This window comes from Caloramator mitchellensis, assembly GCF_001440545.1.
Classification (GTDB): Bacteria; Bacillota; Clostridia; order Clostridiales; family Caloramatoraceae; genus Caloramator; species Caloramator mitchellensis.
On sequence record NZ_LKHP01000001.1, the window covers coordinates 50,884 to 74,133 of the forward strand.

At 33.3% G+C, this 23,250-nt stretch carries 25 protein-coding genes and 1 riboswitch; of the genes, 22 read left to right on the top strand and 3 right to left on the bottom strand.

Going from position 1 to position 23,250, the window contains the following annotated elements:
* Positions 1-11 precede the first annotated feature (11 nt).
* The gene (locus ABG79_RS00225; RefSeq protein WP_057975891.1) at positions 12-2,468 is read right to left on the bottom strand and encodes a sugar phosphate nucleotidyltransferase; all 2,457 of its coding nucleotides are present in this window, start codon (positions 2,466-2,468) and stop codon (positions 12-14) included.
* Between the two features lie 128 nt (positions 2,469-2,596).
* On the opposite strand from ABG79_RS00225, the gene ABG79_RS00230 reads away from it, so the two are divergent.
* Positions 2,597-3,181 (top strand): metallophosphoesterase, encoded by a 585-nt coding sequence (locus ABG79_RS00230; RefSeq protein WP_057975893.1) that lies wholly within the window; start codon positions 2,597-2,599, stop codon positions 3,179-3,181.
* Between the two features lie 10 nt (positions 3,182-3,191).
* Positions 3,192-4,202, top strand: a complete 1,011-nt coding sequence (locus tag ABG79_RS00235; protein ID WP_057975895.1) for a hypothetical protein — start codon at positions 3,192-3,194, stop codon at positions 4,200-4,202.
* A gap of 33 nt (positions 4,203-4,235) precedes the next feature.
* On the opposite strand, the gene ABG79_RS00240 is transcribed toward ABG79_RS00235, so the two are convergent.
* Positions 4,236-4,403: a zinc-ribbon domain-containing protein gene (locus ABG79_RS00240; protein ID WP_057975897.1), complete on the bottom strand. Its 168-nt coding sequence runs from the start codon at positions 4,401-4,403 to the stop codon at positions 4,236-4,238.
* 207 nt (positions 4,404-4,610) lie between these two features.
* Between ABG79_RS00240 and ABG79_RS00245 the strand changes: the two genes are divergently transcribed.
* The 6 genes from ABG79_RS00245 to ABG79_RS00270 all read left to right on the top strand — a co-directional run bounded on the left by ABG79_RS00245 (position 4,611) and on the right by ABG79_RS00270 (position 8,161).
* On the top strand, positions 4,611-5,231 hold the full coding sequence (locus ABG79_RS00245) for an NUDIX hydrolase (protein WP_057975900.1): 621 nt from the start codon (positions 4,611-4,613) through the stop codon (positions 5,229-5,231).
* Positions 5,232-5,235: 4 nt separating this feature from the next.
* A complete protein-coding gene (queD, locus tag ABG79_RS00250; protein ID WP_057975902.1) occupies positions 5,236-5,589 on the top strand; it encodes a 6-carboxytetrahydropterin synthase QueD in 354 nt (117 codons plus the stop codon).
* A gap of 3 nt (positions 5,590-5,592) precedes the next feature.
* Positions 5,593-6,363: a GTP cyclohydrolase FolE2 gene (folE2, locus tag ABG79_RS00255; protein WP_057975904.1), complete on the top strand. Its 771-nt coding sequence runs from the start codon at positions 5,593-5,595 to the stop codon at positions 6,361-6,363.
* Positions 6,360-7,196, top strand: coding sequence for a dihydropteroate synthase (folP, locus tag ABG79_RS00260; RefSeq protein ID WP_057975906.1), 837 nt, complete (start codon positions 6,360-6,362; stop codon positions 7,194-7,196). The genes folE2 and folP overlap by 4 nt, the downstream gene beginning before the upstream one ends.
* Positions 7,193-7,648, top strand: coding sequence for a 2-amino-4-hydroxy-6-hydroxymethyldihydropteridine diphosphokinase (gene folK / locus ABG79_RS00265; protein ID WP_057975907.1), 456 nt, complete (start codon positions 7,193-7,195; stop codon positions 7,646-7,648). Before folP ends, folK begins: the two co-directional genes overlap by 4 nt.
* Positions 7,649-7,744: 96 nt before the next feature.
* Entirely contained in the window at positions 7,745-8,161 is a 417-nt protein-coding gene (locus ABG79_RS00270; RefSeq protein WP_057975909.1) for a secondary thiamine-phosphate synthase enzyme YjbQ, read from the top strand.
* Between the two features lie 61 nt (positions 8,162-8,222).
* On the opposite strand, the gene ABG79_RS00275 is transcribed toward ABG79_RS00270, so the two are convergent.
* On the bottom strand, positions 8,223-9,500 hold the full coding sequence (locus ABG79_RS00275) for a putative zinc-binding metallopeptidase (RefSeq protein WP_057975911.1): 1,278 nt from the start codon (positions 9,498-9,500) through the stop codon (positions 8,223-8,225).
* Between the two features lie 183 nt (positions 9,501-9,683).
* On the opposite strand from ABG79_RS00275, the gene ABG79_RS12725 reads away from it, so the two are divergent.
* The 14 genes from ABG79_RS12725 (at position 9,684) to kamE (ending at position 23,141) form a co-directional block, all read left to right on the top strand.
* Positions 9,684-9,809 (top strand): hypothetical protein, encoded by a 126-nt coding sequence (locus ABG79_RS12725; protein ID WP_278287110.1) that lies wholly within the window; start codon positions 9,684-9,686, stop codon positions 9,807-9,809.
* A gap of 64 nt (positions 9,810-9,873) precedes the next feature.
* Complete coding sequence (locus tag ABG79_RS00280; RefSeq protein ID WP_057975913.1) at positions 9,874-10,653, top strand: short-chain-enoyl-CoA hydratase; 780 nt, start codon at positions 9,874-9,876, stop codon at positions 10,651-10,653.
* 10 nt (positions 10,654-10,663) lie between these two features.
* Complete coding sequence (locus ABG79_RS00285; protein ID WP_057975915.1) at positions 10,664-11,506, top strand: 3-hydroxybutyryl-CoA dehydrogenase; 843 nt, start codon at positions 10,664-10,666, stop codon at positions 11,504-11,506.
* A gap of 408 nt (positions 11,507-11,914) precedes the next feature.
* Positions 11,915-13,099 carry an acetyl-CoA C-acetyltransferase gene (locus ABG79_RS00290; protein ID WP_057975917.1) on the top strand — a complete coding sequence of 395 codons (1,185 nt, stop codon included), beginning with the start codon at positions 11,915-11,917 and terminating at the stop codon, positions 13,097-13,099.
* A 72-nt stretch (positions 13,100-13,171) separates the two neighbouring features.
* A riboswitch (Lysine riboswitch) is annotated at positions 13,172-13,349 on the top strand.
* An 82-nt stretch (positions 13,350-13,431) separates the two neighbouring features.
* Complete coding sequence (gene kal, locus ABG79_RS00295; RefSeq protein ID WP_083490249.1) at positions 13,432-13,818, top strand: 3-aminobutyryl-CoA ammonia lyase; 387 nt, start codon at positions 13,432-13,434, stop codon at positions 13,816-13,818.
* Between the two features lie 9 nt (positions 13,819-13,827).
* Positions 13,828-14,649 carry a 3-keto-5-aminohexanoate cleavage enzyme gene (gene kce / locus ABG79_RS00300; protein WP_057975919.1) on the top strand — a complete coding sequence of 274 codons (822 nt, stop codon included), beginning with the start codon at positions 13,828-13,830 and terminating at the stop codon, positions 14,647-14,649.
* 4 nt (positions 14,650-14,653) lie between these two features.
* Entirely contained in the window at positions 14,654-15,307 is a 654-nt protein-coding gene (atoD, locus tag ABG79_RS00305) for an acetate CoA-transferase subunit alpha (protein ID WP_057975922.1), read from the top strand.
* A 1-nt stretch (position 15,308) separates the two neighbouring features.
* Positions 15,309-15,974, top strand: a complete 666-nt coding sequence (locus ABG79_RS00310) for a CoA transferase subunit B (protein ID WP_057975924.1) — start codon at positions 15,309-15,311, stop codon at positions 15,972-15,974.
* 11 nt (positions 15,975-15,985) lie between these two features.
* The gene (gene kdd / locus ABG79_RS00315) at positions 15,986-17,026 is read left to right on the top strand and encodes an L-erythro-3,5-diaminohexanoate dehydrogenase (RefSeq protein ID WP_057975926.1); all 1,041 of its coding nucleotides are present in this window, start codon (positions 15,986-15,988) and stop codon (positions 17,024-17,026) included.
* Between the two features lie 20 nt (positions 17,027-17,046).
* The gene (gene kamA, locus ABG79_RS00320) at positions 17,047-18,303 is read left to right on the top strand and encodes a lysine 2,3-aminomutase (RefSeq protein WP_057975928.1); all 1,257 of its coding nucleotides are present in this window, start codon (positions 17,047-17,049) and stop codon (positions 18,301-18,303) included.
* Entirely contained in the window at positions 18,296-19,321 is a 1,026-nt protein-coding gene (gene kamB / locus ABG79_RS00325) for a lysine 5,6-aminomutase reactivase subunit KamB (RefSeq protein ID WP_057975930.1), read from the top strand. The genes kamA and kamB overlap by 8 nt, the downstream gene beginning before the upstream one ends.
* A 1-nt stretch (position 19,322) precedes the next feature.
* Positions 19,323-20,810, top strand: a complete 1,488-nt coding sequence (gene kamC / locus ABG79_RS00330) for a lysine 5,6-aminomutase reactivase ATPase KamC (protein WP_057975932.1) — start codon at positions 19,323-19,325, stop codon at positions 20,808-20,810.
* On the top strand, positions 20,788-22,344 hold the full coding sequence (gene kamD / locus ABG79_RS00335) for a lysine 5,6-aminomutase subunit alpha (RefSeq protein WP_057975934.1): 1,557 nt from the start codon (positions 20,788-20,790) through the stop codon (positions 22,342-22,344). The genes kamC and kamD overlap by 23 nt, the downstream gene beginning before the upstream one ends.
* Entirely contained in the window at positions 22,344-23,141 is a 798-nt protein-coding gene (kamE, locus tag ABG79_RS00340) for a lysine 5,6-aminomutase subunit beta (RefSeq protein WP_057975936.1), read from the top strand. Before kamD ends, kamE begins: the two co-directional genes overlap by 1 nt.
* Positions 23,142-23,250 lie beyond the last annotated feature (109 nt).

A 23,250-nucleotide genomic window follows, 5' to 3' on the forward strand; every position in this document is an offset into this window, starting at 1 on the left:
TTCCCCTTTCCTTAAGTAATATTTATTAATTTTGATATCCTATCATATACTTCATTGCATATTTCTTCAGCATATTCTTCTGTTTGCCCTTCAGCGTATAAATTAAACTTAGCCTTTTCATTGTCTGGAACCACAAGTGCCCAACCATGAGGTAGATTGATTTTTATTCCTTCAAACAATTCGATATTTTGCCCTTTATGTTCTTCAATTAACTGTCTGATTATTCTTCCACGTTGGCTTGAATCGCAGTATATTTCTTTTTGCTTTGTATGGAATTTAGGAATTTCGTTAACTAAATCGCTTAAATCAATGTTATTTCCCAAAAGATAATCTATTATTATCGCGCTTGCACTAAAAGCATCAAAATTTAATAGATATTGATTATAGGAGTCGCTTTCTTTGCTATCTAGCATAGAGTTTATAATATTTGAAAGGTTTGATTTTGTTCTAACAATCTCTATGTTGTAGCAACTACCTATTTCATCTACCTGATTTGTTACAGTATATGGAACTATGAATTTGCTTAGATTACCTGAACGTCCAAGCATTATTTCCGACAATAACAAATATCTTTCGCTATCTATAATGTTTCCTTTATCATCTATAACAGTTAATGTTTCTGCATTTTCATTTATCAAATATCCTAAAAATATTTTTTCGTTTGTTACGCGACTTTTGATTGAATTTATAATAGAATCTTTAATCTCAATATCAATCAGACTATAGTCGATTATTGTTCTACATCCTATGGATTGCATAAGCCTATTGATTAGATAAATATTAGTTTCATTATTAGATGCAATCAAAACCTTTGGCCGTTTGCTTTTAATTTTTGAAGTATTCTTAAGCAGCTCAATAATGCTATTTAGATATAAAGAAGTATAGTTGTATACCTTGACTACATCATTTATGCCGTCAGAATTGCATCTTTCAAAGTCTTGTCTTTGATAAAGGTGTTCTAGTTTTTTTTCAGTGTTTCTATCTATGTTTCCGCCATTTTCGTTTAAAAATTCAATGTGTATTTTGTTCTTTTCATATACATCCAATGATACGTGAATACCACCTGATGCGTTGTAGAATCTAATTGCGTGCCTTGTTATTGGAAGCATAATATTTTCAATGTCTATTATTTTTACACCTGATGATAATGCTCCGGATAAAATTGAATTTTTTATAGCTTTTGAAGCGTTTGTATCGTCGCATGATATAATAATTGGTTTATCTTTTTTTACTAAATTTGCGTATGCAGAGCCTAATAGGCTTGAAAATTCAGGCGTAATATCTATATTTATCTCTCCTGAAATATCTCGATTACCAAAAAGAGTTTTTGCAATCTTGGTCCCCCAGACAAGATTGTTATTAACTACGGTCTCTTCTTTAATTTTTTTGTATGGCCAAATCTTAATACCGGGGTTAATAGTAACGTTTGAAGAAATCAAGGATTCAGAACCAATAACTGAATCTTCATAAAGATTAACATTATTTTTTACAACAACTTTATTGCAAAGAATTGACGCTCTTGATTGAACAGAATGTCCAATATGGCAGTTGTCCCATACAATAGTCCTCTTTAGCGAAGAGGTTTCATCAATAGTGCAGTTGTTGCCTATAATAGTATAAGCATCAATTAATACTCCTGATTTTATAGTGCAGTTTTTTCCTATATAAACCGGAGGGACTAATCTACAATCATCGTAAATTATGCTATCTTCATCAATATATACTCCATCGGAAATTTTTCTTGCGCCAAAATCGATTTTAACTTTTCCATCAAGAATATCAAAATGAGTTTGTTTATAAGAGTTGATATCACCAATATCATTCCAATATTCATTTGTTACATACCCAAACATTGGAATGTTATCCTTAAGAAGCCGTGGAAACAAATCCTTGCTAAAATCAAAACTATCACCTTTATTGTAATAATGAAATACTTCCTTTTCCAATATGTAAATTCCTGTATTTATAGTATCGCTGAAAACTTCTCCCCAGCTTGGTTTTTCAAGAAATCTCTGAATCCTGCCGTTTTCATCTATAATAACTATGCCATATTCTAACGGATTGGTTTCGCGTTTTAATATTAAAGTTGCCTTTGAACCTTTTTGTTTGTGATAATTTATTGCCTTTGTCAAATCAATGTCAGTCAAAACATCCCCGCTGAGGATTAGTATTGTTCCATCTAAAAATTCTCCTGTATTTAAAACGCTTCCGCCTGTTCCGAGAGGAGTTTCTTCTATAAAATAATCGATGTTTACATCATATTTGCTACCATCGCCAAGATAATCCATTATATAATTAGACAGATAATATGTAGTTATAGCAATATCGGTGATTTGATGTTTTTTAAGAAGATTAATAGCATATTCGACAACTGGTTTGTTCATGACAGGAACCATAGGCTTTGGGATGCCGCTTGTTAGGGGTCTTAGCCTTGTTCCTTCTCCACCAGCCATTATAACTGCCTTCATGATATGCACTCCCTTACCAAATATTGTGTCTATATAATATTCTTTAATAAAATTGAGTCCTTTATACTTTAAAATATATTTTTTGCAGATAAAATTTTGTGATATATTAATTAAAAGGGGTTGTTACTATGGAAGATAAATTAAAGGTCTTATATCATATTTTTGGCGGTATATATGTTCCTAGAGATATTGTTAATAGCGGAGCAATAGTTCATATAAGCGATACTCCCTCATTCATTTATAATTCAATTATCAAAATGCTGGAAAAAATAAAGCCAAAAACAATTATTCACACCGGAGACATTGCTGATGATATAAAACTTGAGTTAAGACCGCAGCTTATTGATGTATATAAAAAGGAATCAAATAAATTTATTTTGCAATTATCAAATCATAGCGAAAAAGTATATATAATACCGGGAAATCATGATTCAATAGAAAATTTAACAATACCAGATAATGTAGAAGTTAAATACGAGGGGGAAACAATTAAAATAGATGATATAAAATTAGGTCTAGCTCATAAATTTGAAAATCTTCCTGATAATGTTGATTTGTTTTTATTTGGACATGATTTGAACAGCGGAGATTTTAGATATCTTAACGGCATAAAAAATATTAATGTTATTAAAGGTCGTAAAGAAATAATTAAACTATGTTATCCAATAGGAACTGATAATTATAGATTGAGAAAAAACAGATTGGGAAAGTGAGGGGATTTTTATGTTATCGTTTTTTAGAGGTGGACCTAAATTGGTTGTCTTTGGAAGCCGAAATATAAGCTCATTAAATGAATTTCTTGTTGATAATTTTAAAGGTGTTATAACAGATTTGGACAACGCTTTAGAGATCTCAGATGAAAACAGCACCATTGTTTTTATCACAGAACCTGGCAAGAGATTTGCACACTATGATGATATAAAATCAATTATTTTATTGCCTGTTTCATCTGATGAATTTTTTAGTGGAATGTTCAATACGATTGGAAACAATTTGATTTTAGACTGCCATATTGCACCTGGAATATTGATAATGAGGACTTTAGGGGATTGTGAAAAAGTTATTCAATCTGTGCAGGAAACCTATGGGGGAGAAATTTATCCCTTGCATGAAAGTCTTGATCGAGGAACATTTAATGATACTGTAATTTGTTTTACTGATAAGCCAATTGATAAGAAAAACAAACTCTCTGACTTAAATGAAAAAACTCTTTTGGTTAAAATTAATTATCATGAATTAAATAGAAAAATAAGAAATCAAGCCTTAAGATTTTTAAATGAAGGTTTAGTAGGTGTAGATTGGAATGAAATTAACATAAGAATTTATGACAGGTATAGCAAATACAAATTACATTATGACAGGTTGTGTATTATTCTTGATAATTTTGATATAGGTTTAGTTTTAGGAGAAACATGGACCAAAGATTATCCTCGTTTTATGATGTCAGTCCTTGTATATCAGGTTAGATTATTTACGCTGATGTATCCCGTCGAAATTAAAAGAATATTGTTAGGGCTTGAATATCTTGATGATGGAGAAAGGATTGTTGATTTGGATTTGATTTTCAAGAACAAAAAGGTAGATTGGCCGGAGGCAAAGGATAAAAATACAAAAGGTTATGATAGGTGGCAACTAGGTTTAAAATATAGAAGAGAAATTTTAGAAAAACTTGATGAAGATTCGATAAAAAAGCTATACAGGATTGAAGATGAAATAAGAAAAAGTAGGGTATAAAAAAGGAGAGTATCCACTCTCCTTGCTTTTATCTTATCTTCTAAAGTTGTCCTGTCTTTTTTGAGCCTTTTTTGCTTTTCTGCATTCTGGGCATCTCTTTGGTTCGTTTTCAAATCCCTTTTCCTTGTAGAATGCTTGTTCTCCTTCTGTAAATACAAATTCCTTTCCGCAGTCTGTGCAAACTAGAGTCTTGTCTGCCATTTTAACATACCTCCTAATTTACTTGGGTTTTAGATTTAACAATAAAGCAACATAACCTCTAAAACCCAAGGGTATGTTAACTTTAAATGTTAAACCATTTTTACGATATAAATTATAGCACCAGTAAATTTTATTATCAATAGAAAACTTTAAAAGGAGAGAAAATAATTGTATAATATATATGATTAATTTGTTTTGGAGGGAGATATGGAGTATAGTAAGATTAGAGATATATATAATCAAATAGGAATCGTGGGGGAAAATTATGACTTAAAATCATATGCTGTTACAATTCCACTTGTTGAAATAAATAATATAAAAAATATAGTTTTTGAGGTTAGAAGCATGAATCTAAGCCAGCCTGGTGAAATATCGCTCCCGGGCGGTAAAATAGAAAAAAACGAGAGCAAATTAGAAGCTGCAATTCGTGAAACTTGTGAAGAACTATTAATGAAAAAAGAAGATTTTGAGGTGATTTCTCAGGCTGATGTATTAGTAACTCAGTATGGTAAGATAATTTATCCATTTATTGTATTAATCAAAGACTTAAAGAAAATAAGCTATTCAAAGAGTGAAGTTGAAAAACTAATTTTTGTTCCAATAGATTTTTTTCTTAAAAATCAGCCTCAGATTATGAAGGTAAAAGTTATAACACAGCCGCTTGAGGAATTTCCATATGATATTGGAGTTAAGGCAGAAGATTATCACTGGCAAAGCGGTCTATTGAACGTGTATTTTTACAAATATCAAGATTACATTGTATGGGGTCTAACAGCCAAGATTATACACAGCTTTATAAACAAAATTGGAAAATTAGAAACGGAGTGAAATTATGATTTTAATTAAAGAGTTTGAGTTTGATGCAGCCCACAATCTGATTCATTATCATGGAAAATGTGAAAGACTTCATGGACATACATATAAATTAGTGATAAAGCTTGAAGGAACACCCGACAAAGAGGGCATGATATATGATTTTGTTGAACTAAAAAGGGTAGTTAAGGCAAGAATAATTGATAAGTTCGATCATTCATACTTAAATGATATAATTGAACAACCAACTGCAGAAAATATTGCTATGTATGTATTCAATGAACTAAAAGATGTATTAAAACGTGAAAACTGCAAGCTTTACGAAGTTGAAGTTTGGGAAACAAAAACTAGCGGAGTAGTATACAGGGGGTAAATTATGAAGGATGTTCAAAGTGAAAAAGATTATAGAAATGTACCACTTAAGAAAGTAGGAATTAACAGTCTAAGATGGCCTATAATTATTAAGGAAAAAGACGGAGGTATTCAAAATACTATTGCAGATATGGCTCTTTCTGTGGATTTGCCTGCAGATGTAAAGGGGACACATATGAGCAGGTTCGTTGAACTTGTTAATGATTTAAAAGAAATTTCTCCAAAGGAAATCGATAAGGCCCTCGATGCTTTAAAGGAAAAACTGCATGCAAAGACAGCTCATATTAGGATAGATTTTGATTATTTTATTAAAAAACCATCTCCTGTAACGGGGATTATTTCACCCTACGATGTTAAGTGTTCCTTTGATGCTGAAAAGGGTGAGGATTTTAAATTCATAATGGAAGTTGCAGTTCCTGTTTCAACCCTATGCCCATGCTCAAAGGAGATAAGCGATTTTGGAGCACATAATCAAAGGGCAAGAGTTAGCATAAAGATAGTTTCTAAAAAACTTATTTGGATAGAAGATGTAGTTAAAATAGCAGAAGACAGTGCTAGTTCTCCAGTTTTCTCACTCCTAAAGAGAAAGGATGAGAAATATGTAACTGAGATGGCTTATTTAAATCCAAGGTTTGTTGAGGATGTAGTCAGAGAAGCTGCAATAAGGCTTGATGAAATTAAGGATATAACATATTATAGAGTTTATGCTGAGAGCATGGAGAGCATACACAATCATAACGCCTTTGCATGTGCAGAAAAAGGGGAGATAATATGAGTTATATAATTTTAAGAGACGGAAGAAAAATAGAATTTCAGAATACAAGAATAATGGGTATTTTAAATGCTACACCTGATTCATTTTTTGAAGGTTCAAGGGTAAATGGTGTTGAAGTTGCACAACAAAAGGCATTAAAAATGATAGATGAAGGTGCTGATATATTAGATATTGGAGGGGAATCAACTCGTCCAGGTTCTGAACCAGTTAGTGAAGATGAAGAAATAAAAAGAGTAATTCCTGTTATTGAAGCAATAAGAAAAGTCAATAAGGAAATAATAATTTCGGTAGATACTTATAGGGCAAAAACTGCTGAACTTGCAATACAAGCTGGAGCTGACATTATAAATGATATAAGTGCAATGATGTTCGATAAGGAAATGATTAATGTAATTAAAAAATATAATGTTCCAGTTATTTTAATGCATATAAAGGGAACTCCGAAAAATATGCAAAACAATCCACATTATAATGATGTTGTAAAGGAAGTTTATGAATTCTTAGAAGAGAGAATAAAATTTTCAATAGATAATGGCATTGAAAAAAGTAAGATAATAACTGATCCTGGTATAGGATTTGGAAAGCTTTTTGACCATAATATTGAACTTATAAAAAACATAGAAATATTTAAAAATTTAGGATGTCCTGTTCTTCTTGCACACTCAAGAAAGTCAAGTATTGGAGTTGCTCTTGGCAACCTGCCTCCTGAGGAAAGGCTTGAGGGAACTATAGCAATATCCTGTTATGCAGCCTTAAAGGGAATCGAAATGGTAAGAGTTCATGATGTTAAAGAAAACAAAAGGGCTATTAGAATGATTGAGGTGCTGAGATGAACAAGGTTTATGTAGCATTTGGAACTAATATAGGCGATAAGACTGACAATATAGAACAGGCGCTTAAACTTATGGAGGATAGAGGACTTAAAATAATAAAAAAATCAAGCATAGTTTCAACAGAACCCTATGGGTATACAAATCAGCCTGAGTTTTTAAACGGAGTTGTTGAGGTAATAACCGATTTAAATCCAAGGCAGGTTCTTGAAACACTTCTTAATATTGAAAAGGACATGGGAAGAATAAGAGAGTTTAAGTGGGGACCAAGAAATATTGACTTAGATATAATTTTTTTCAACAGCGATGTCATTAATGAGGAAGATCTTAAGATTCCTCATCCTGATATGCATAATAGGGAATTTGTTTTAAAACCCTTATGTGAAATAGCACCTGAACTTGTTCATCCTATATTGAAAAAATCAATTAATCAGTTATTAGACGAATTACAATGAGTTAAAATTATAACACAATATATTGAATGATAATTTATCAATGTATTGTGTTCTTTTTGTATCTTGAAAAAATTAATTTTAAGGGGAGTGTTTAATGTGAAAAGCTATAGAAAGGAACTTTGGTTTAATATACCTACAAGAAGAGGCTTTGTCAATATAACTCATGAACTAGAAAAATGCCTTGGGGAAAGCGGTATAAAAGAAGGCTTGCTTCTTTGCAATGCAATGCATATAACTGCAAGCGTATTTATTAACGATGACGAGTCAGGACTACATAAGGACTTTGAAAATTGGCTTGAAAGACTTGCACCAGAAAAGCCTTACAGTCAGTATCACCACAATGGATTTGAAGATAATGCCGATGCCCACCTAAAAAGAACAATAATGGGAAGGGAAGTTGTAGTTGCAATTACTGATGGCAAACTTGATCTTGGTCCTTGGGAACAGGTTTTCTATGGAGAATTTGATGGTAAGAGAAGGAAAAGGGTTCTAGTTAAGATTATAGGGGAATGAGAAAAGTTCAGAAGCCTTTTGCTTTCTGAACTTTTCTCATAAGCACTTTATAATAATTAAATTAAATAGAATCACCTTGCAAATTTTTGAAATATTCTTCTTTAAAAATTGGATCAATTTTATTGTAAAAATCTATTAGTAGAGAAACTTTTTTCTTTAATCTGTCATTATTATTAATAAGTTCCCAAAACCTTTTGTTATTAGTGAATAAGTATTGGGCAATTATGGCAATATCTTCCTCGATTCCTGACTGAGAATATGGATTTATAAACCCATCTTTAACTAATTCATCATCAAAATCGTAGTCCTTTTTTCCTTGTTTAATAGTTTCTTTAAGAAATTCAAGCCCACCATTTCCATATTTAAAGTCATTGGGATTACAATTAGTCCACTCTATTTCATTAAATAGATATTTATAATTGTTAAACAGTATGTGATTAAATTCATGATGAAAAACTTGTTTTACATCAGCATCTAAATAATTATCATCAGCTATATAAATATTCATAGAATCAAAAGTTCCTCCAATTGGTACTTCTCTATAAATTAGGCTTTTTGTAAAAATGATGCTGTCAAGATTTTCAGATAATAATGATTTTGGATATTTATTTATTTCACTACTAAAAATATCTTTTAATCTATCTATTTGACTTTTATCTATAGGTTCATATTGTAAATTTTTCATATTATCATAATCATATGTTGGACATAAAAAATCTATTTTAATTCTTTCCGTTAAAAAATTCAAGTAAACATTTGGATATCTTCTAATTACCCATTTTAATTTAACAAATTTATCGTATCCAGATACAATTCCTTTATCACAATAATATATGCCAGGCATATTGGTTGAGGGCAGACTATAATTATAAAGTATATCGACATATTTTGTTGTTCCGTCGCTCATGATTGCTTTAACTTTTTTAGGAAATTCGATATTATCGCCAACTAATGCAACTTGTATTATATCATCAATTTTTGTAATTACAGGAACTATATTAATAGTTGCTTTAACTGATTTGTTGTAGTTCTTAACTTTACCAGTAAAGGTAAGCTTTCTAACTTTACTTGTATCTACTTTATTAGAATTCCAAGTAATCAGGACTTTTTGTTTTGTATTATTTGTCATTACTGCTGTTACTGATGAGGGCAATTGATATCTTTGATTATGCTTGACTGTAATGTATATATCAGCTATTGATTTAATTTTTATATTTGATTGTTTTGCAAATATTCTGTTAGATGTATGGAGCGTTTTTTCTTTAAGAATATCTTCTGATGATGCTAAAGATAATAACATTAAAAAGATTAAGAACATAAAAAAAATTTTCTTTTTCATAAAATCACCTCGTATAATTATCTTAATATTATAATACCATTTTTCGCAAATAAATGGTATATTAGCCAATATTTATAAATTTATTAGGAAATTGAGCAGTTAAAAAATTATTGGATATCTACGAAAAAGTTTTTGAGATTTATCCTAATGCTCAGTAGCGATACACCATTCGGTTCAGGAGTTATGCAAAGAAGAGATGGAAAATATTTTACAGGATTTGAACCATTGCTTGGGATACACTGTGCAGCTAATGATTTAAATCTAAACAAAGATGAAATTGTTACAGTTGAGCAAGCAGTAAATTGTTAAACAAAAATATTTAGAATTTTAAAAATCGTCAAAATAGTGATATAATCATATTGGGGGTGAGAATTTGGAAACAATTATTTTACAAAAAGAAGAAAATATTGCGGTGTTAACAATTTCAAGACCAAAGGCGTTAAACGCGCTAAACACAAAAGTATTAAAAGAATTAGACGGAGCAATTGATGAAATTGAAAATGATAATGAGATTTATGCTCTTGTAATTACAGGGGATGGGGAAAAGGCATTTGTTGCAGGTGCTGATATTGCAGAGATGAAGGATATGAACCCAAAAGAAGCTAGAAATTTCAGTATATTAGGGAATAAAGTATTCAGAAGGATTGAGAGCTTAAGAATCCCCACAATTGCTGCTGTTAACGGTTATGCCCTTGGTGGAGGATGCGAACTTGCTATGGCGTGTGATATTAGAATAGCATCTGAAACTGCAAAATTTGGGCAGCCAGAGGTGGGACTTGGTATAACTCCGGGCTTTGGAGGAACACAAAGGCTCTCAAGAATTGTTGGCAAATCAAAGGCAAAGGAATTAATATTTACAGGAGACGTTATTGATGCCAATGAGGCGCTAAGAATTGGACTTGTAAATAAAGTAGTTAAAAAAGAAGAACTTATTGATGAAGCTAAAAAACTCGCTAATAAAATATCACAAAACGCTCCAATTGCAGTAGGATTAGCAAAGGCTGCAATAGATAGAGGCTACCAGGCTGATATTGATACTGCAATTATGTATGAAGCAGAAGTGTTTTCACAATGTTTTGCAACAGAGGATCAAAAGGATGGAATGACTGCATTTACAGAAAAAAGAAAGGTAGAAAAATTTAAGAATAAATAGGGGGATTAAAATGAAGGTATTTGTTGTAGGTTCAGGAACAATGGGCTCAGGTATAGCCCAAACATTTGCTCAAAGCGGCATAGAAGTTTATTTAAATGATATCAAGGAAGAGTTTGTTGAAAGAGGATATAATGGTATAGTTAAAAACATATCTAAGTTAGTTGAAAAGGGAAAGATAAGCGAGGAAGATAAAAATAACATTGTTTCAAAAATACATAAATCTATTAATGTTGAAGATGCAAAGGATTGTGATTTAGTAGTAGAAGCAATTATAGAAAATATGGATGCAAAAAAGGAGCTTTTTAAAAAGCTTGATAGTATTTGTAAAGAAGAAACAATACTTGCTACTAATACTTCATCATTGTCAATCACAGAAATTGCCGCAGCAACTAAAAGACCTGATAGAGTAATTGGCATGCACTTTTTTAATCCAGCACCGGTAATGAAGCTTATAGAAATAATAAGAGGCATTGCAACTTCAGAGGAAACATACAATAAAGTTAAAGAGATTTCAACTACTATTGGAAAAGACCCAGTTGAGGTTAATGAGGCACCGGGATTTGTAGTAAACAGAATACTTATCCCAATGATTAATGAAGCAATAGGAATTTTAGCTGAAGGAATAGCATCTGCAAAGGATATAGACAAAGCAATGAAACTTGGCGCTAACCATCCTATGGGACCGTTAGAACTTGCAGATTTTATAGGAAACGATATTAATCTTGCTATTATGGAATATCTCTACAAAGAAACTGGAGATCAAAAATATAGACCACACCCTCTATTAAAGAAAATGGTAAGAGCAGGTTACCTTGGAAGAAAAACTGGCAGAGGTTTTTATGATTATATGTAAAAGGCTGTCTCAAAATTTATAAGTTATTAATTTCATTTTTAGCATACTAATGTAGCCCCATGATATGATTTCAAAGTGGCATCTCTCATGAGCCTTAGTAACTCTTGCTTTTCGACTTTTCAAAAGTGCGTAATTCTACTCAGGACGAGTAGAGCCGAGCGGACTTCAGGAGGAAGTCTCGCGAGGGTAGCACTTTTGAAAACAAAGAAAAGCTTAGAGTTACTTGGTGAAATGAGCGAATGCCCGTGAAATCATTCATGGGGCTTAGTAGATTAAAGTTAAAAGATAATAAATGAATTTTGAGACAGCCTTTTATACAATTCTTTGTCACAAAATTAACTTTCGTTGAATAATTGTTAAAATAGCCTTATCATAATATTGTGAAGATTCAAAAAGAGGGGGGCTATTATGCAAAAGGTAGCGATTGTTGAAGCATTAAGAACACCTGTTGGTTCCTTTATGGGAAGTCTTGCAGGATTCAGTGCAGTAGACTTAGGAACAAAGGTTATTTCCGAATTACTTAATAAAAGGCCAGAAATTAAAGAGAAATTAGATATGGTTTATATGGGGAATGTTTTACAGGCAGGAAATGGTCAAAATCCTGCAAGACAAGCAGCATTGAAAGCTGGAGTTCCTCTTCCTGTTCCAGCTACAACAGTTAATACTGTGTGTGGTTCAGGACTTCATTCAGTTATTATGGCATACACTTCAATACTTGCAGGACAAGAAGAGTTGAGCATTGCAGGTGGTATGGAGAGTATGTCAAATGCACCTTTTTTAGTAAAGGGTCTTAGAAATGGAATAAAGATGGGCAATACTGAACTTATAGATGTAATGATACATGATGGATTAACTTGTCCATTTAATTTGTATCATATGGGAATTACAGCTGAAAATCTAGCTCAAAAATATAATTTAACAAGAGAAGAACAGGATGAGTTTGCATATAATAGCCAGATGAAAGCTACAAAGGCAAGAAAAGATGGAAAATTTGTCGATGAAATAGTTCCAATTACTATAAAGAACAAGAAGGAAGAAATAATATTTAAGGATGATGAATATATTAGAGAAGAAACGACTATCGAGAAGCTTGCAAAATTAAGACCTGCATTTAAAGCAGACGGAACAGTTACTGCAGGTAATGCATCAGGGATTAACGATGGGGCTGCTGCTGTTTTAGTTGCTTCAGAGGAGAAGTGTAAAGAATTAGGATTAAATCCTCTTGTTTATATTAAGGGGTTTGGACTTGCTGGAGTTGATCCAAGCATAATGGGAATAGGTCCAGTTGATGCAATCAACAAAATGCTCAGAAAGGCTAACTTGACAATTGAGGATATTGATTTATTTGAACTCAATGAAGCATTTGCCTCACAATCGCTTGCGGTGTTAAGAGAACTGAAAGTTGATGCTGAAAAGGTAAATGTAAATGGTGGTGCAATCGCAATAGGCCACCCAATAGGTGCTAGCGGGACAAGAATATTGGTAACTCTTATACATGAACTTATTCGACAAAACAAGAGATATGGAGTTGCAGCACTCTGTATTGGTGCGGGAATGGGAGTTTCAATATTGATTGAAAATGCAAATATTTAAAAAATTCAAAAAACATATTAACAAAAATTTTAATTGATGCTATAATAATAATTAGAAATAAATTCTAAATTTCGCATAAATAGAGGTGCAGATAATAAGGTAGCATTAGGATGTTAAGGAAAGGAACTTCCGAAGCCTAATGTGAAGGGGTTGTCTGCCGAAAGGATTTATCGGTTCCTAGATATATCCTTGGTGATGGAGCACAACGCCCTATCACTGTCATGGTTTGCCATGAAGCGCTATTTATGCAGTGGTTTTATACCATTGCATAAATAGCGCTTTTAATTTGTCTAAAATTATCAAAAAATTTCAAAAATATAGGGGGGTTAAAATTGAAGGCAGTAATAAGATTAAGAATGAGTATGCATGATGCCCATTATGGGGGAAACCTTGTAGATGGTGCAAGAATGTTAAATTTGTTTGGTGATGTAGCAACAGAATTATTGATAAGACATGACGGGGATGAAGGTTTATTTAGAGCTTATGATTCTGTAGAATTTTTAGCACCTGTATATGCTGGTGATTACATCGAAGCCGTAGGTGAAATAGTTGAAGTAGGAAACACTTCAAGAAAAATGAAGTTTGAGGCAAGGAAGGTTATACAGTCAAGGCCTGACATAAACGATTCAGCAGCAGAAGTTATTGATGAGCCGATAGTTGTTTGTAGAGCAAGTGGAACATGCGTTGTTCCAAAGGATAAACAAAGAAATAAAAGGTGAGGGGATAGGATGGAAAAACTAATAATAACCGCAGCTATTTGTGGTGCCGAAGTTACTAAAAAACATAATCCAAACGTTCCTTATACTGTAGAAGAAATTGCAAATGAAGCAGAAAAGGCCTATAGGGCTGGAGCAAGCATTATTCATCTTCACGTTAGAAATGATGATGGAACTCCGACACAGGATAAAGAAAGATTCAGAGCATGTATGGAGGCCATAAGGGAAAGGTGCCCAGATGTAATCATTCAACCGTCAACAGGCGGGGCAGTTGGAATGACTAACGAAGAAAGACTTCAGCCTGTATACTTAAAACCTGAAATGGCAACGCTTGACTGTGGAACGGTAAACTTTGGTGGAGACGATATATTCGTTAATACAGAAAACACAATTATTTACTTTGCAAATAAAATAAATGAACTTGGTATAAAACCTGAATTAGAGGTTTTTGACAAGGGAATGGTTGATATGGCTCTAAGACTACATAAAAAGGGAATTATTAAAGGACCGCTTCATTTCAATTTTGTTATGGGAGTAAACGGTGGAATATCAGGAGAACCAAGGGATTTAATATTTTTGTCTGAAAGCATTCCCAAGGATGCTACCTGGACAGTAACCGGAATAGGAAGATTTGAATTCCCGCTTGCTACAATGGCAATTTTAATGGGTGGAAACGTTAGAGTGGGATTCGAAGATAATGTATATATTTCAAAGGGAGTTTTGGCAAACTCTAATGCAGAGCTTGTTGAAAAAGTTGTTAGAATTGCAAAGGAACTTGGAAGGGAAATTGCAACCCCTGATGAGGCAAGAAAAATATTGGGAATAGTGAGGTGATAGAATGAAAAAGGTGGTTGATATCAACGAAATTAAAACGCTTATCAAAGATGGAATGACTATAATGATTGGTGGATTTTTAGCATGTGGAACTCCTGAAAAACTAATCGATACTTTAGTGGAAATGAATGTTAAAGAATTAACCATAATTGCTAACGACACTGCATTCCCAGACAGAGGGATAGGAAAGCTTGTGGTTAATGGACAAGTTAAGAGGGTTATTGTATCCCACATTGGAACTAACCCAGAAACCGGAAGACTTATGAACGAAGGCAAAATGGAAGTTGAACTTTGCCCTCAGGGAACATTGATTGAAAGAATAAGAGCAGCTGGAGCTGGACTTGGCGGTGTCTTAACTCCAACTGGCGTTGGGACTATTGTAGAAGAAGGAAAACAAAAATTAAACATAAATGGCAAAGAATATCTGTTAGAGCTTCCATTAAGAGCTGATATTGCGCTTGTAAAGGGAAGTATAGCAGATGAAATGGGCAACGTGTTTTACAAAGGAACCACAAGAAATTTTAATCCAATAATCGCATTTGCAGCAGATACGGTTATTGTTGAAGCGGAAGAGATTGTTAAGGTAGGAGAATTAAAACCAGAAGATGCAATGACGCCGGGTGTAGTAGTTGATTATATAATCAAGGGGGGTGCATGATATGATACCTAATGCAGAACAAGCTAAAGAGATAATTGCAAGAAGAATAGCTAAGGAACTAAAGGACGGACAGCTTGTTAATTTAGGAATTGGGCTTCCAACATTAGTTGCAAACTATGTCCCAGAAGGAGTTAACGTTATTTTTCAATCTGAGAACGGTATGGTAGGAATGGGTCCAATGCCAGAAGCAGGAAAGGAAGACAAAAACATCACTAACGCAGGTGGAATTCCTGTAACAGTATTACCAGGAGGAGCTTTTTTTGACAGTTCTGTTTCGTTTACCTTGATAAGAGGTGGACATGTAGATATTACAGTTCTTGGAGCTCTTGAAGTTGACCAGGAAGGAAACCTTGCAAATTGGATAATTCCAGGAAAGATGGTTCCCGGAATGGGTGGAGCTATGGATTTGGTTGTTGGAGCTAAAAAGGTTATAGTGGCAATGCAGCATACATCAAAGGGGCAGCCTAAAATATTAAAAAGATGCAGACTTCCACTAACTGCAAAGGGAGAAGTTAATATGATTGTGACTGAACTATGCGTTTTGGAAGTTACGGAAAAGGGTTTAGTTTTAAAAGAAATATATAAGGATACAACTGTTGATGAGGTAAAGTCATTGACAGAAGCAGAACTTATAATACCTGATGAAGTAAAAATAATGGAAATATAAGGGGGATTAACATGAGAAAGGGATGTAAATATGGAACACATAGAGTAATAGAACCACAGGGGGTTTTACCACAACCTGCATTAAAGATTTCAAACGATATGGAAATATATGACAATGAAATTCTAATTGATGTAATAGCACTTAACATTGATTCAGCAAGTTTTACACAGATTGAAGAAGAGCAAGGTGGAGATGTTGAAAAGATAAAGAAAAGAATTTTAGAAATAGTAGGCGAAAGAGGAAAGATGCAAAATCCTGTAACAGGGTCAGGCGGAATGCTTATAGGTATCGTAGAAAAAATAGGAGAATCATTAATTGGTAAAACTGATTTAAATGTTGGAGATAAAATAGCAACACTTGTATCTCTTTCTTTAACACCTCTTAGAATTGATGAAATAATAGATATTAAACCTGAAATAGACAGAGTTGAAATTAAGGGAAAGGCTATATTGTTTGAAAGCGGAATTTACGCAAAGCTTCCAAAGGATATGGATGAAACATTAGCACTTGCAGCCCTTGATGTTGCTGGTGCACCAGCTCAAACTGCAAAGCTTGTAAAGCCAGGGCAAAGCGTCCTTATTTTAGGTGCGGGCGGAAAATCAGGAATGCTCTGCTGCTATGAAGCTATGAAAAGAGTAGGACCAACTGGCAAAGTTATAGGGCTTGTAAGATCACAAAAGGATAAGGAAAGGCTGGAATATCTTGGAGTTTGCCATGAGATAATTATTGCAGATGCTCAAAAGCCAGTAGAAGTTTTGAACAAGACATTAGAAGCAAACAATGGTAAAGAAATTGATATAGCTATAAACTGTGTAAATGTTGCCAATACTGAAATGTCAACAATACTTCCAGTTAAGGATGACGGAATTGTTTACTTCTTCTCAATGGCTACGAGCTTTACAAAGGCTGCATTGGGGGCAGAAGGAGTTGGCAAGGACGTTACAATGATAATTGGAAATGGCTATACTAAGGGACATGCTGAAATAACATTGCAGGAATTAAGAGAAAATGAAAAGTTAAGAAAAGTATTTGAAGAGCTTTATGCAAATTAATATTTGTGGGGGTTATGGAGATGAAGGTTAATAGAAGATTTGAACTGTTTAAGGATATACCGGATGAAATGTGGAACGATTGGAAATGGCAGTTTAGAAACAGAATTGAGACTTTAGATGACTTAAAAAAATACATGCCATTGACGGAAGAAGAAGAAAAGGGAGTTGCAACCTGCCTTGGAACCTTGAGAATGGCAATAACTCCATATTATCTTTCTATAATTGATCCAAATGATCCAGATGATCCAGTTAGAAAACAAGCTATTCCAACCGAAAATGAACTTTTTAAAGCCCAGGAAGACCTTTTAGACCCTTTACATGAAGATACAGACTCACCCGTTCCTGGCTTAACACACAGATATCCTGACAGAGTATTGCTTCTTGTAACTGATCAGTGTTCAATGTATTGCAGACATTGCACAAGAAGAAGGTTTGCAGGACAGCATGATACTGCACTTCCCATGGAGCAGATTGAAAATGCTATAAAATACATTGAAAAAACTCCAGTTATAAGGGATGTGTTAATTTCAGGAGGAGATCCATTAACTTTATCAGATGAAAAGCTTGAGCATATCATAAGCAAATTAAGAGCTATTCCACATGTAGATATTATAAGAATAGGTTCAAGAACACCAGTTGTTATGCCTCAAAGAATTACTAAAGAATTAGTTGATATGCTAAAGAAATATCATCCAATCTGGCTTAATACTCATTTTAATCATCCTAATGAAGTTACAGAAGATTCAAAGAGGGCTATAGCACTTTTAGCTGATGCTGGAATCCCTCTTGGAAATCAGTCAGTTTTACTTAGAGGAATAAACGACTGTGTTCATATAATGAAGAAATTAGTTCATGAGCTAGTTAAGATGAGGGTAAGGCCGTATTATATCTACCAATGCGACTTATCGATGGGACTTAGACATTTTAGAACACCTGTTGCAAAGGGAATCGAAATAATCGAAGGATTAAGAGGTCATACATCAGGTTATGCCGTTCCAACATTCGTTGTTGATGCACCTGGCGGTGGTGGAAAGATTCCTGTAATGCCTAACTATATTGTTTCAATGAACCATGATAAAGTCATTTTAAGAAACTTCGAAGGTGTTATAACGACATATTCAGAACCAGATGAATATGTTCCAAATTGCAAATGCGATGTATGCACAGGCAAAAAAGAAGAAAAACTTATAGGTGTTGCAGGTTTACTCCAGGGAAATCAATTATCATTAGAACCAGAAGGACTTGCAAGAAAACAAAGAGGTCATAAGCATGAATGATATCTTAGCCCTTTTAAAGCCCTACAGAACAATATCGATAATCGGAATGGAGAAGAATGTAGGCAAAACTACTGTATTAAATCATATCATTAATAAGACCAGGGGGAAAATTCCCCTTGGTCTTACATCGATTGGAAGAGATGGAGAAGAGACTGATATAGTTACAAATACAGAAAAACCCAAGATATATATTGAAAAGGAAACGATTTATTCTACTGCTAAGGAACTTTTTTTAAAAGGGGATGTAACAAAAGAGGTGTTGAGAACGACGGGTATAAATACACCAATGGGTGAGGTAATAATCGGAAGAGCTCTCAGTGATGGTTATGTTGAAATAGGAGGACCTTCTATTAATAGTGAAATAAAAAAGATAAGCGATGAAATGTTAAAATTAGGGGCCGAAAAGGTATTAATTGATGGTGCTCTTTCAAGAAAAACTATGGCTTCGCCAACCATTACAGAAGCTACAATACTTTCAACAGGAGCGGCTCTTTCAAGAAGTATTGACAAAGTAGTCGAAAAAAGCGCTCTAACTGTAAGACTTTTATCTACGGAAAAGGAATTGAATAATAATATAATAAGTGTAGCCAATAATTTAATTTCAAACAATAGATTGGGATTAATATATAAAGATTTAAGCTATAGTATTTTAAACGTAAAAACAGCACTTGAATCATCTAAATTTATTATTGAAAATTTGATTGATGAAGTTGAATTCATTGTTTTAAAAGGGGTTTTTACTGATAAACTTGCGGAGGATTTGATTAAATCTACGGATAAAATAAAGGGAAAAACAATTCTGGTTGAGGATGGAACAAAATTGTTTCTTAGCAGTGAAAAATTAGATTTGCTATTTAAATTTGGTGTAAGGATAAAAGTGTTAGAGCGTATTAATATAGTTTGCTTAACTATTAATCCAAAATCGCCCTATGGATATGAATTTGAACGGGAAAGATTTAAATTCAAACTGCAGCAATGCGTTAACTTGCCTGTTTTTGATGTTTTGGGAGATGAATAAAATGAAATTTTTAGATTCAGAGCAGAAAAGACAAATAGGTTTAGAGTATATTTTAAACCAACTAGACATCAAGACTCATTTTGGGTACGAATTAATTAAAAGCCTAAGACCATATAAAAGAAATGAAAAAGAATTATTGGAAAAGGAACTGGATGAATTAGAAGTTATTATAGAAAATTACAAACAGAATAAATTAGTATTCGATGAGATAGAGGGGAATTTATCAAAATTAAAAGATATAAGAAACAGTATAAAAAGGTGTAAAGGTGGGCATTTACTTGATGAGGTAGAGCTTTATGAAATAAAAAATTTTTGTTTTATCAATGAGAAATTAAATGAACTAATCACCTGTTTAAATTTAGATTTTATTTATTTAAACTCACTAAAAGAAATATATATATTGCTGGACCCAGAAGGAAATAATCTTCCCACATTTCACATCTACGATTCTTATTCAAATAATTTAAAAGCAATTAGGGAGAAAAAAAGAGAATTAGAAAAGAGAATATTTATTGAACACGATGAGGAAGTAATTAAAAAATTAAAGGAAGAAAGACTAAATATTGTTTATCACGAAGAAGAAGAGGAATTAAAGGTTAAAAAATATTTATCTGAAAAAATACAAAAATGGACTGATAAATTTAATGATAATTTTCGCGCTATTGCTAAATTGGATTTTTTAATTGCCAAAGCCAAGGTTTCAATTAAGTATAATGGAGTAAAACCTCAAATCTCAGATGAGAAAACAATTGCGTTTAGAAATCTAATCAATCCTGAAGTAATGGACTTATTGAAAGAAAAGGGGAAAAATTATACTCCAATATCTATTGAACTTAATTCAGGTTCAACTATAATTACAGGCGCTAACATGGGGGGGAAAAGCGTTTCATTAAAAACGATATCGTTAAATCTACTATTAGGCCACTTAGGCTTTTATGTTCTTGCAGAGGAGGCAAAATTTACTATATTAGATTTTATTTATTTTATTTCAGACGATTTGCAGTCTGTATCAAGGGGGCTCAGCACGTTTGGGGCTGAAATTATTAAACTTAGAGAAGTTGTTGATAGCATAAAAAGTGGAACTGGCTTTGCAGCCCTTGATGAAGTCGCAAGAGGAACAAATCCTAAAGAGGGATTTTATATTGTAAAGGCAATAGCAAAGTATCTTAATAAGTTTTCAAGTTTTTCAGTTATATCGACTCATTTTGATGGTATACCAGATGAAGATATGATTCACTATCAGGTAGTCGGGCTAAAAAATATTGACGTTGAATCTTTGAAAAGAAAAATAAATTTAAACAATAAAAATTCAGTAGAACTTATACAGGAATATATGGATTATAGATTAGAAAAGATAAATTCTTTAAGTGAAGTTCCGAAGGATGCACTAAACATTTCAATATTATTAGGATTAGAAGAAAAAATAATAGACATTGCAAAAAAACTAATTGAAGAGGGGGAGAAGGATGAAAAGCAAGTTAAATCTTAATTGGGATATAGTAAACGAGGCTCGAAATTGTGCTAAAAGCATAGCAGAAGATACCCAAAAATTTATTGATAGACATACGACAGTTGCAGTTGAAAGAACTATATGCAGACTTCTTGGAATAGATGGAGTTGATGAATTTGGAGTTCCACTTCCTAATGTGGTTGTGGATAATATTAAAAAAGGAAACGGATTGTCAGTAGGTGCAGCTGCATTTATTGGTAATGCAATGCTGCACACTAAATTGTCTCCTCAGGAAATAGCCGAAAGGGTAGCAAAGGGAGAGATTGATTTAACTACATTTCCGATGAATGATATGTTTGAAATAAAGATGGAAGTTTCAAAGGTGGCAAAAGCTACAGTTGAAAGAATTAAAAAGAATAGAGAGAAAAGAGAAGAGCTTCTTCAAAAGTATGGTGACAAAAAGGGACCATTCCTTTATGTAATAGTTGCAACTGGAAATATATATGAGGATATAATTCAAGCTAAGGCTGCTGCAAGACAGGGGGCAGATGTAATTGCAGTTATAAGAACAACTGGCCAAAGCCTTCTTGACTATGTTCCTTATGGAGCAACAACTGAGGGATTTGGAGGAACATTTGCAACTCAAGAAAACTTCAGACTAATGAGGAAGGCGCTTGATGAGGTTGGCGAAGAATTAGGAAGATATATAAGATTAACCAACTACTGTTCAGGTCTTTGCATGCCTGAAATAGCAGCTATGGGAGCACTTGAAAGGCTTGATATGATGCTAAACGATGCTCTATATGGAATTCTATTCAGAGATATCAATATGAAAAGAACTATTATTGACCAGTTCTTCTCAAGAGTGATAAATGGATTTGCTGGGGTTATCATAAACACAGGTGAGGATAATTATTTGACTACAGCAGATGCAGTAGAGGAGGCTCACACTGTTTTAGCATCACAATTTATTAACGAACAGTTTGCTCTTATGGCAGGAATTCCAGAGGAACAAATGGGACTTGGACATGCATTTGAAATGAATCCTGAGCTAAAAAATGGATTCCTTCTTGAACTGGCACAGGCTCAAATGGCACGAGAAATATTTCCAAAGGCTCCATTGAAATATATGCCTCCTACTAAGTTTATGACAGGTAATATATTCAGAGGACATATACAGGATGCTCTTTTTAATATGGTTACAATTATGACAGGACAAAAGGTTCATTTGCTTGGGATGCTAACCGAAGCAATTCATACTCCTTTTATGCAGGATAGAGCACTATCAATTGAAAATGCCAGATATATATTCAACAACATGGAATCCTTTGGAGATGAAATTGAATTCAAGCAGGATGGAATAATTCAAAGAAGGGCAAATGAAGTATTAAATAAAGCTAATGAACTTTTAAAGGAAATACAAAGAGAGGGATTGTTTAGAACACTTGAACAAGGAAAATTTGCTAATATTAAAAGACCTATAAACGGTGGTAAAGGACTTGACGGGGTTGTTGAAAAGGATGCAAATTACTTCAATCCATTCGTAGAACTTATGCTGGGAGGTAGAAACTAATGAGCGGTGGCTTGTATTCTACAGAAAAAAAGGATTTTGATAAGACGCTGGATTTGACTAAAGTAAAACCATATGGGGATACAATGAATGATGGAAAAGTTCAATTAAGCTTTACACTGCCTGTTCCTGATGGTGAAAGAGCAGTTGAAGCTGCAAAGCAGCTTGTAAAGAAAATGGGAATAATTGATCCACAGGTTGTGCATCATGAAGCTCTTGACAAGGAATTTACATTCTTTGTTGTATACGGAAGTGTAGTTCATTCAGTTGATTATACTTCAATTCACGTTGAAACAGTTGATGTTCAAACTATGTCGATGGACGAGGTTAATCAGTATATAAAGGAAAATATCGGAAGAAAGCTTGTTGTTATAGGTGCAAGCACAGGAACTGATGCTCATACAGTAGGAATAGATGCTATTATGAACATGAAGGGATTTGCAGGGCACTATGGTCTTGAAAGATATGAAATGATAGAGGCATATAATCTTGGTAGCCAGGTTCCAAATGAAGAATTCGTTAAAAAGGCTATAGAGCTTAAGGCGGATGTTTTGTTAGTTTCACAGACCGTAACTCAAAAGGATGTTCATATTCAGAATTTAACACATCTTGTTGAACTTTTAGAGGCTGAAGGATTAAGAGATAAGGTAATTCTTATATGTGGAGGTCCAAGAATCACTCACGAACTTGCTAAGGAACTTGGTTACGACGCTGGTTTTGGGCCGGGAAAATACGCAGATGATGTTGCAACATTTGCGGTAACTGAGTTTGTAAATAGAAAACTTAGTGGTATTAAATAAGGGTAGCGATGCTGCCCTTATTTGTTAATAAATTATAAATAAATGTATATGACCTTTGACTTAAGCTTCCCGTAATATTATACTAATTTTTGTTGAAAAATAATAAGGG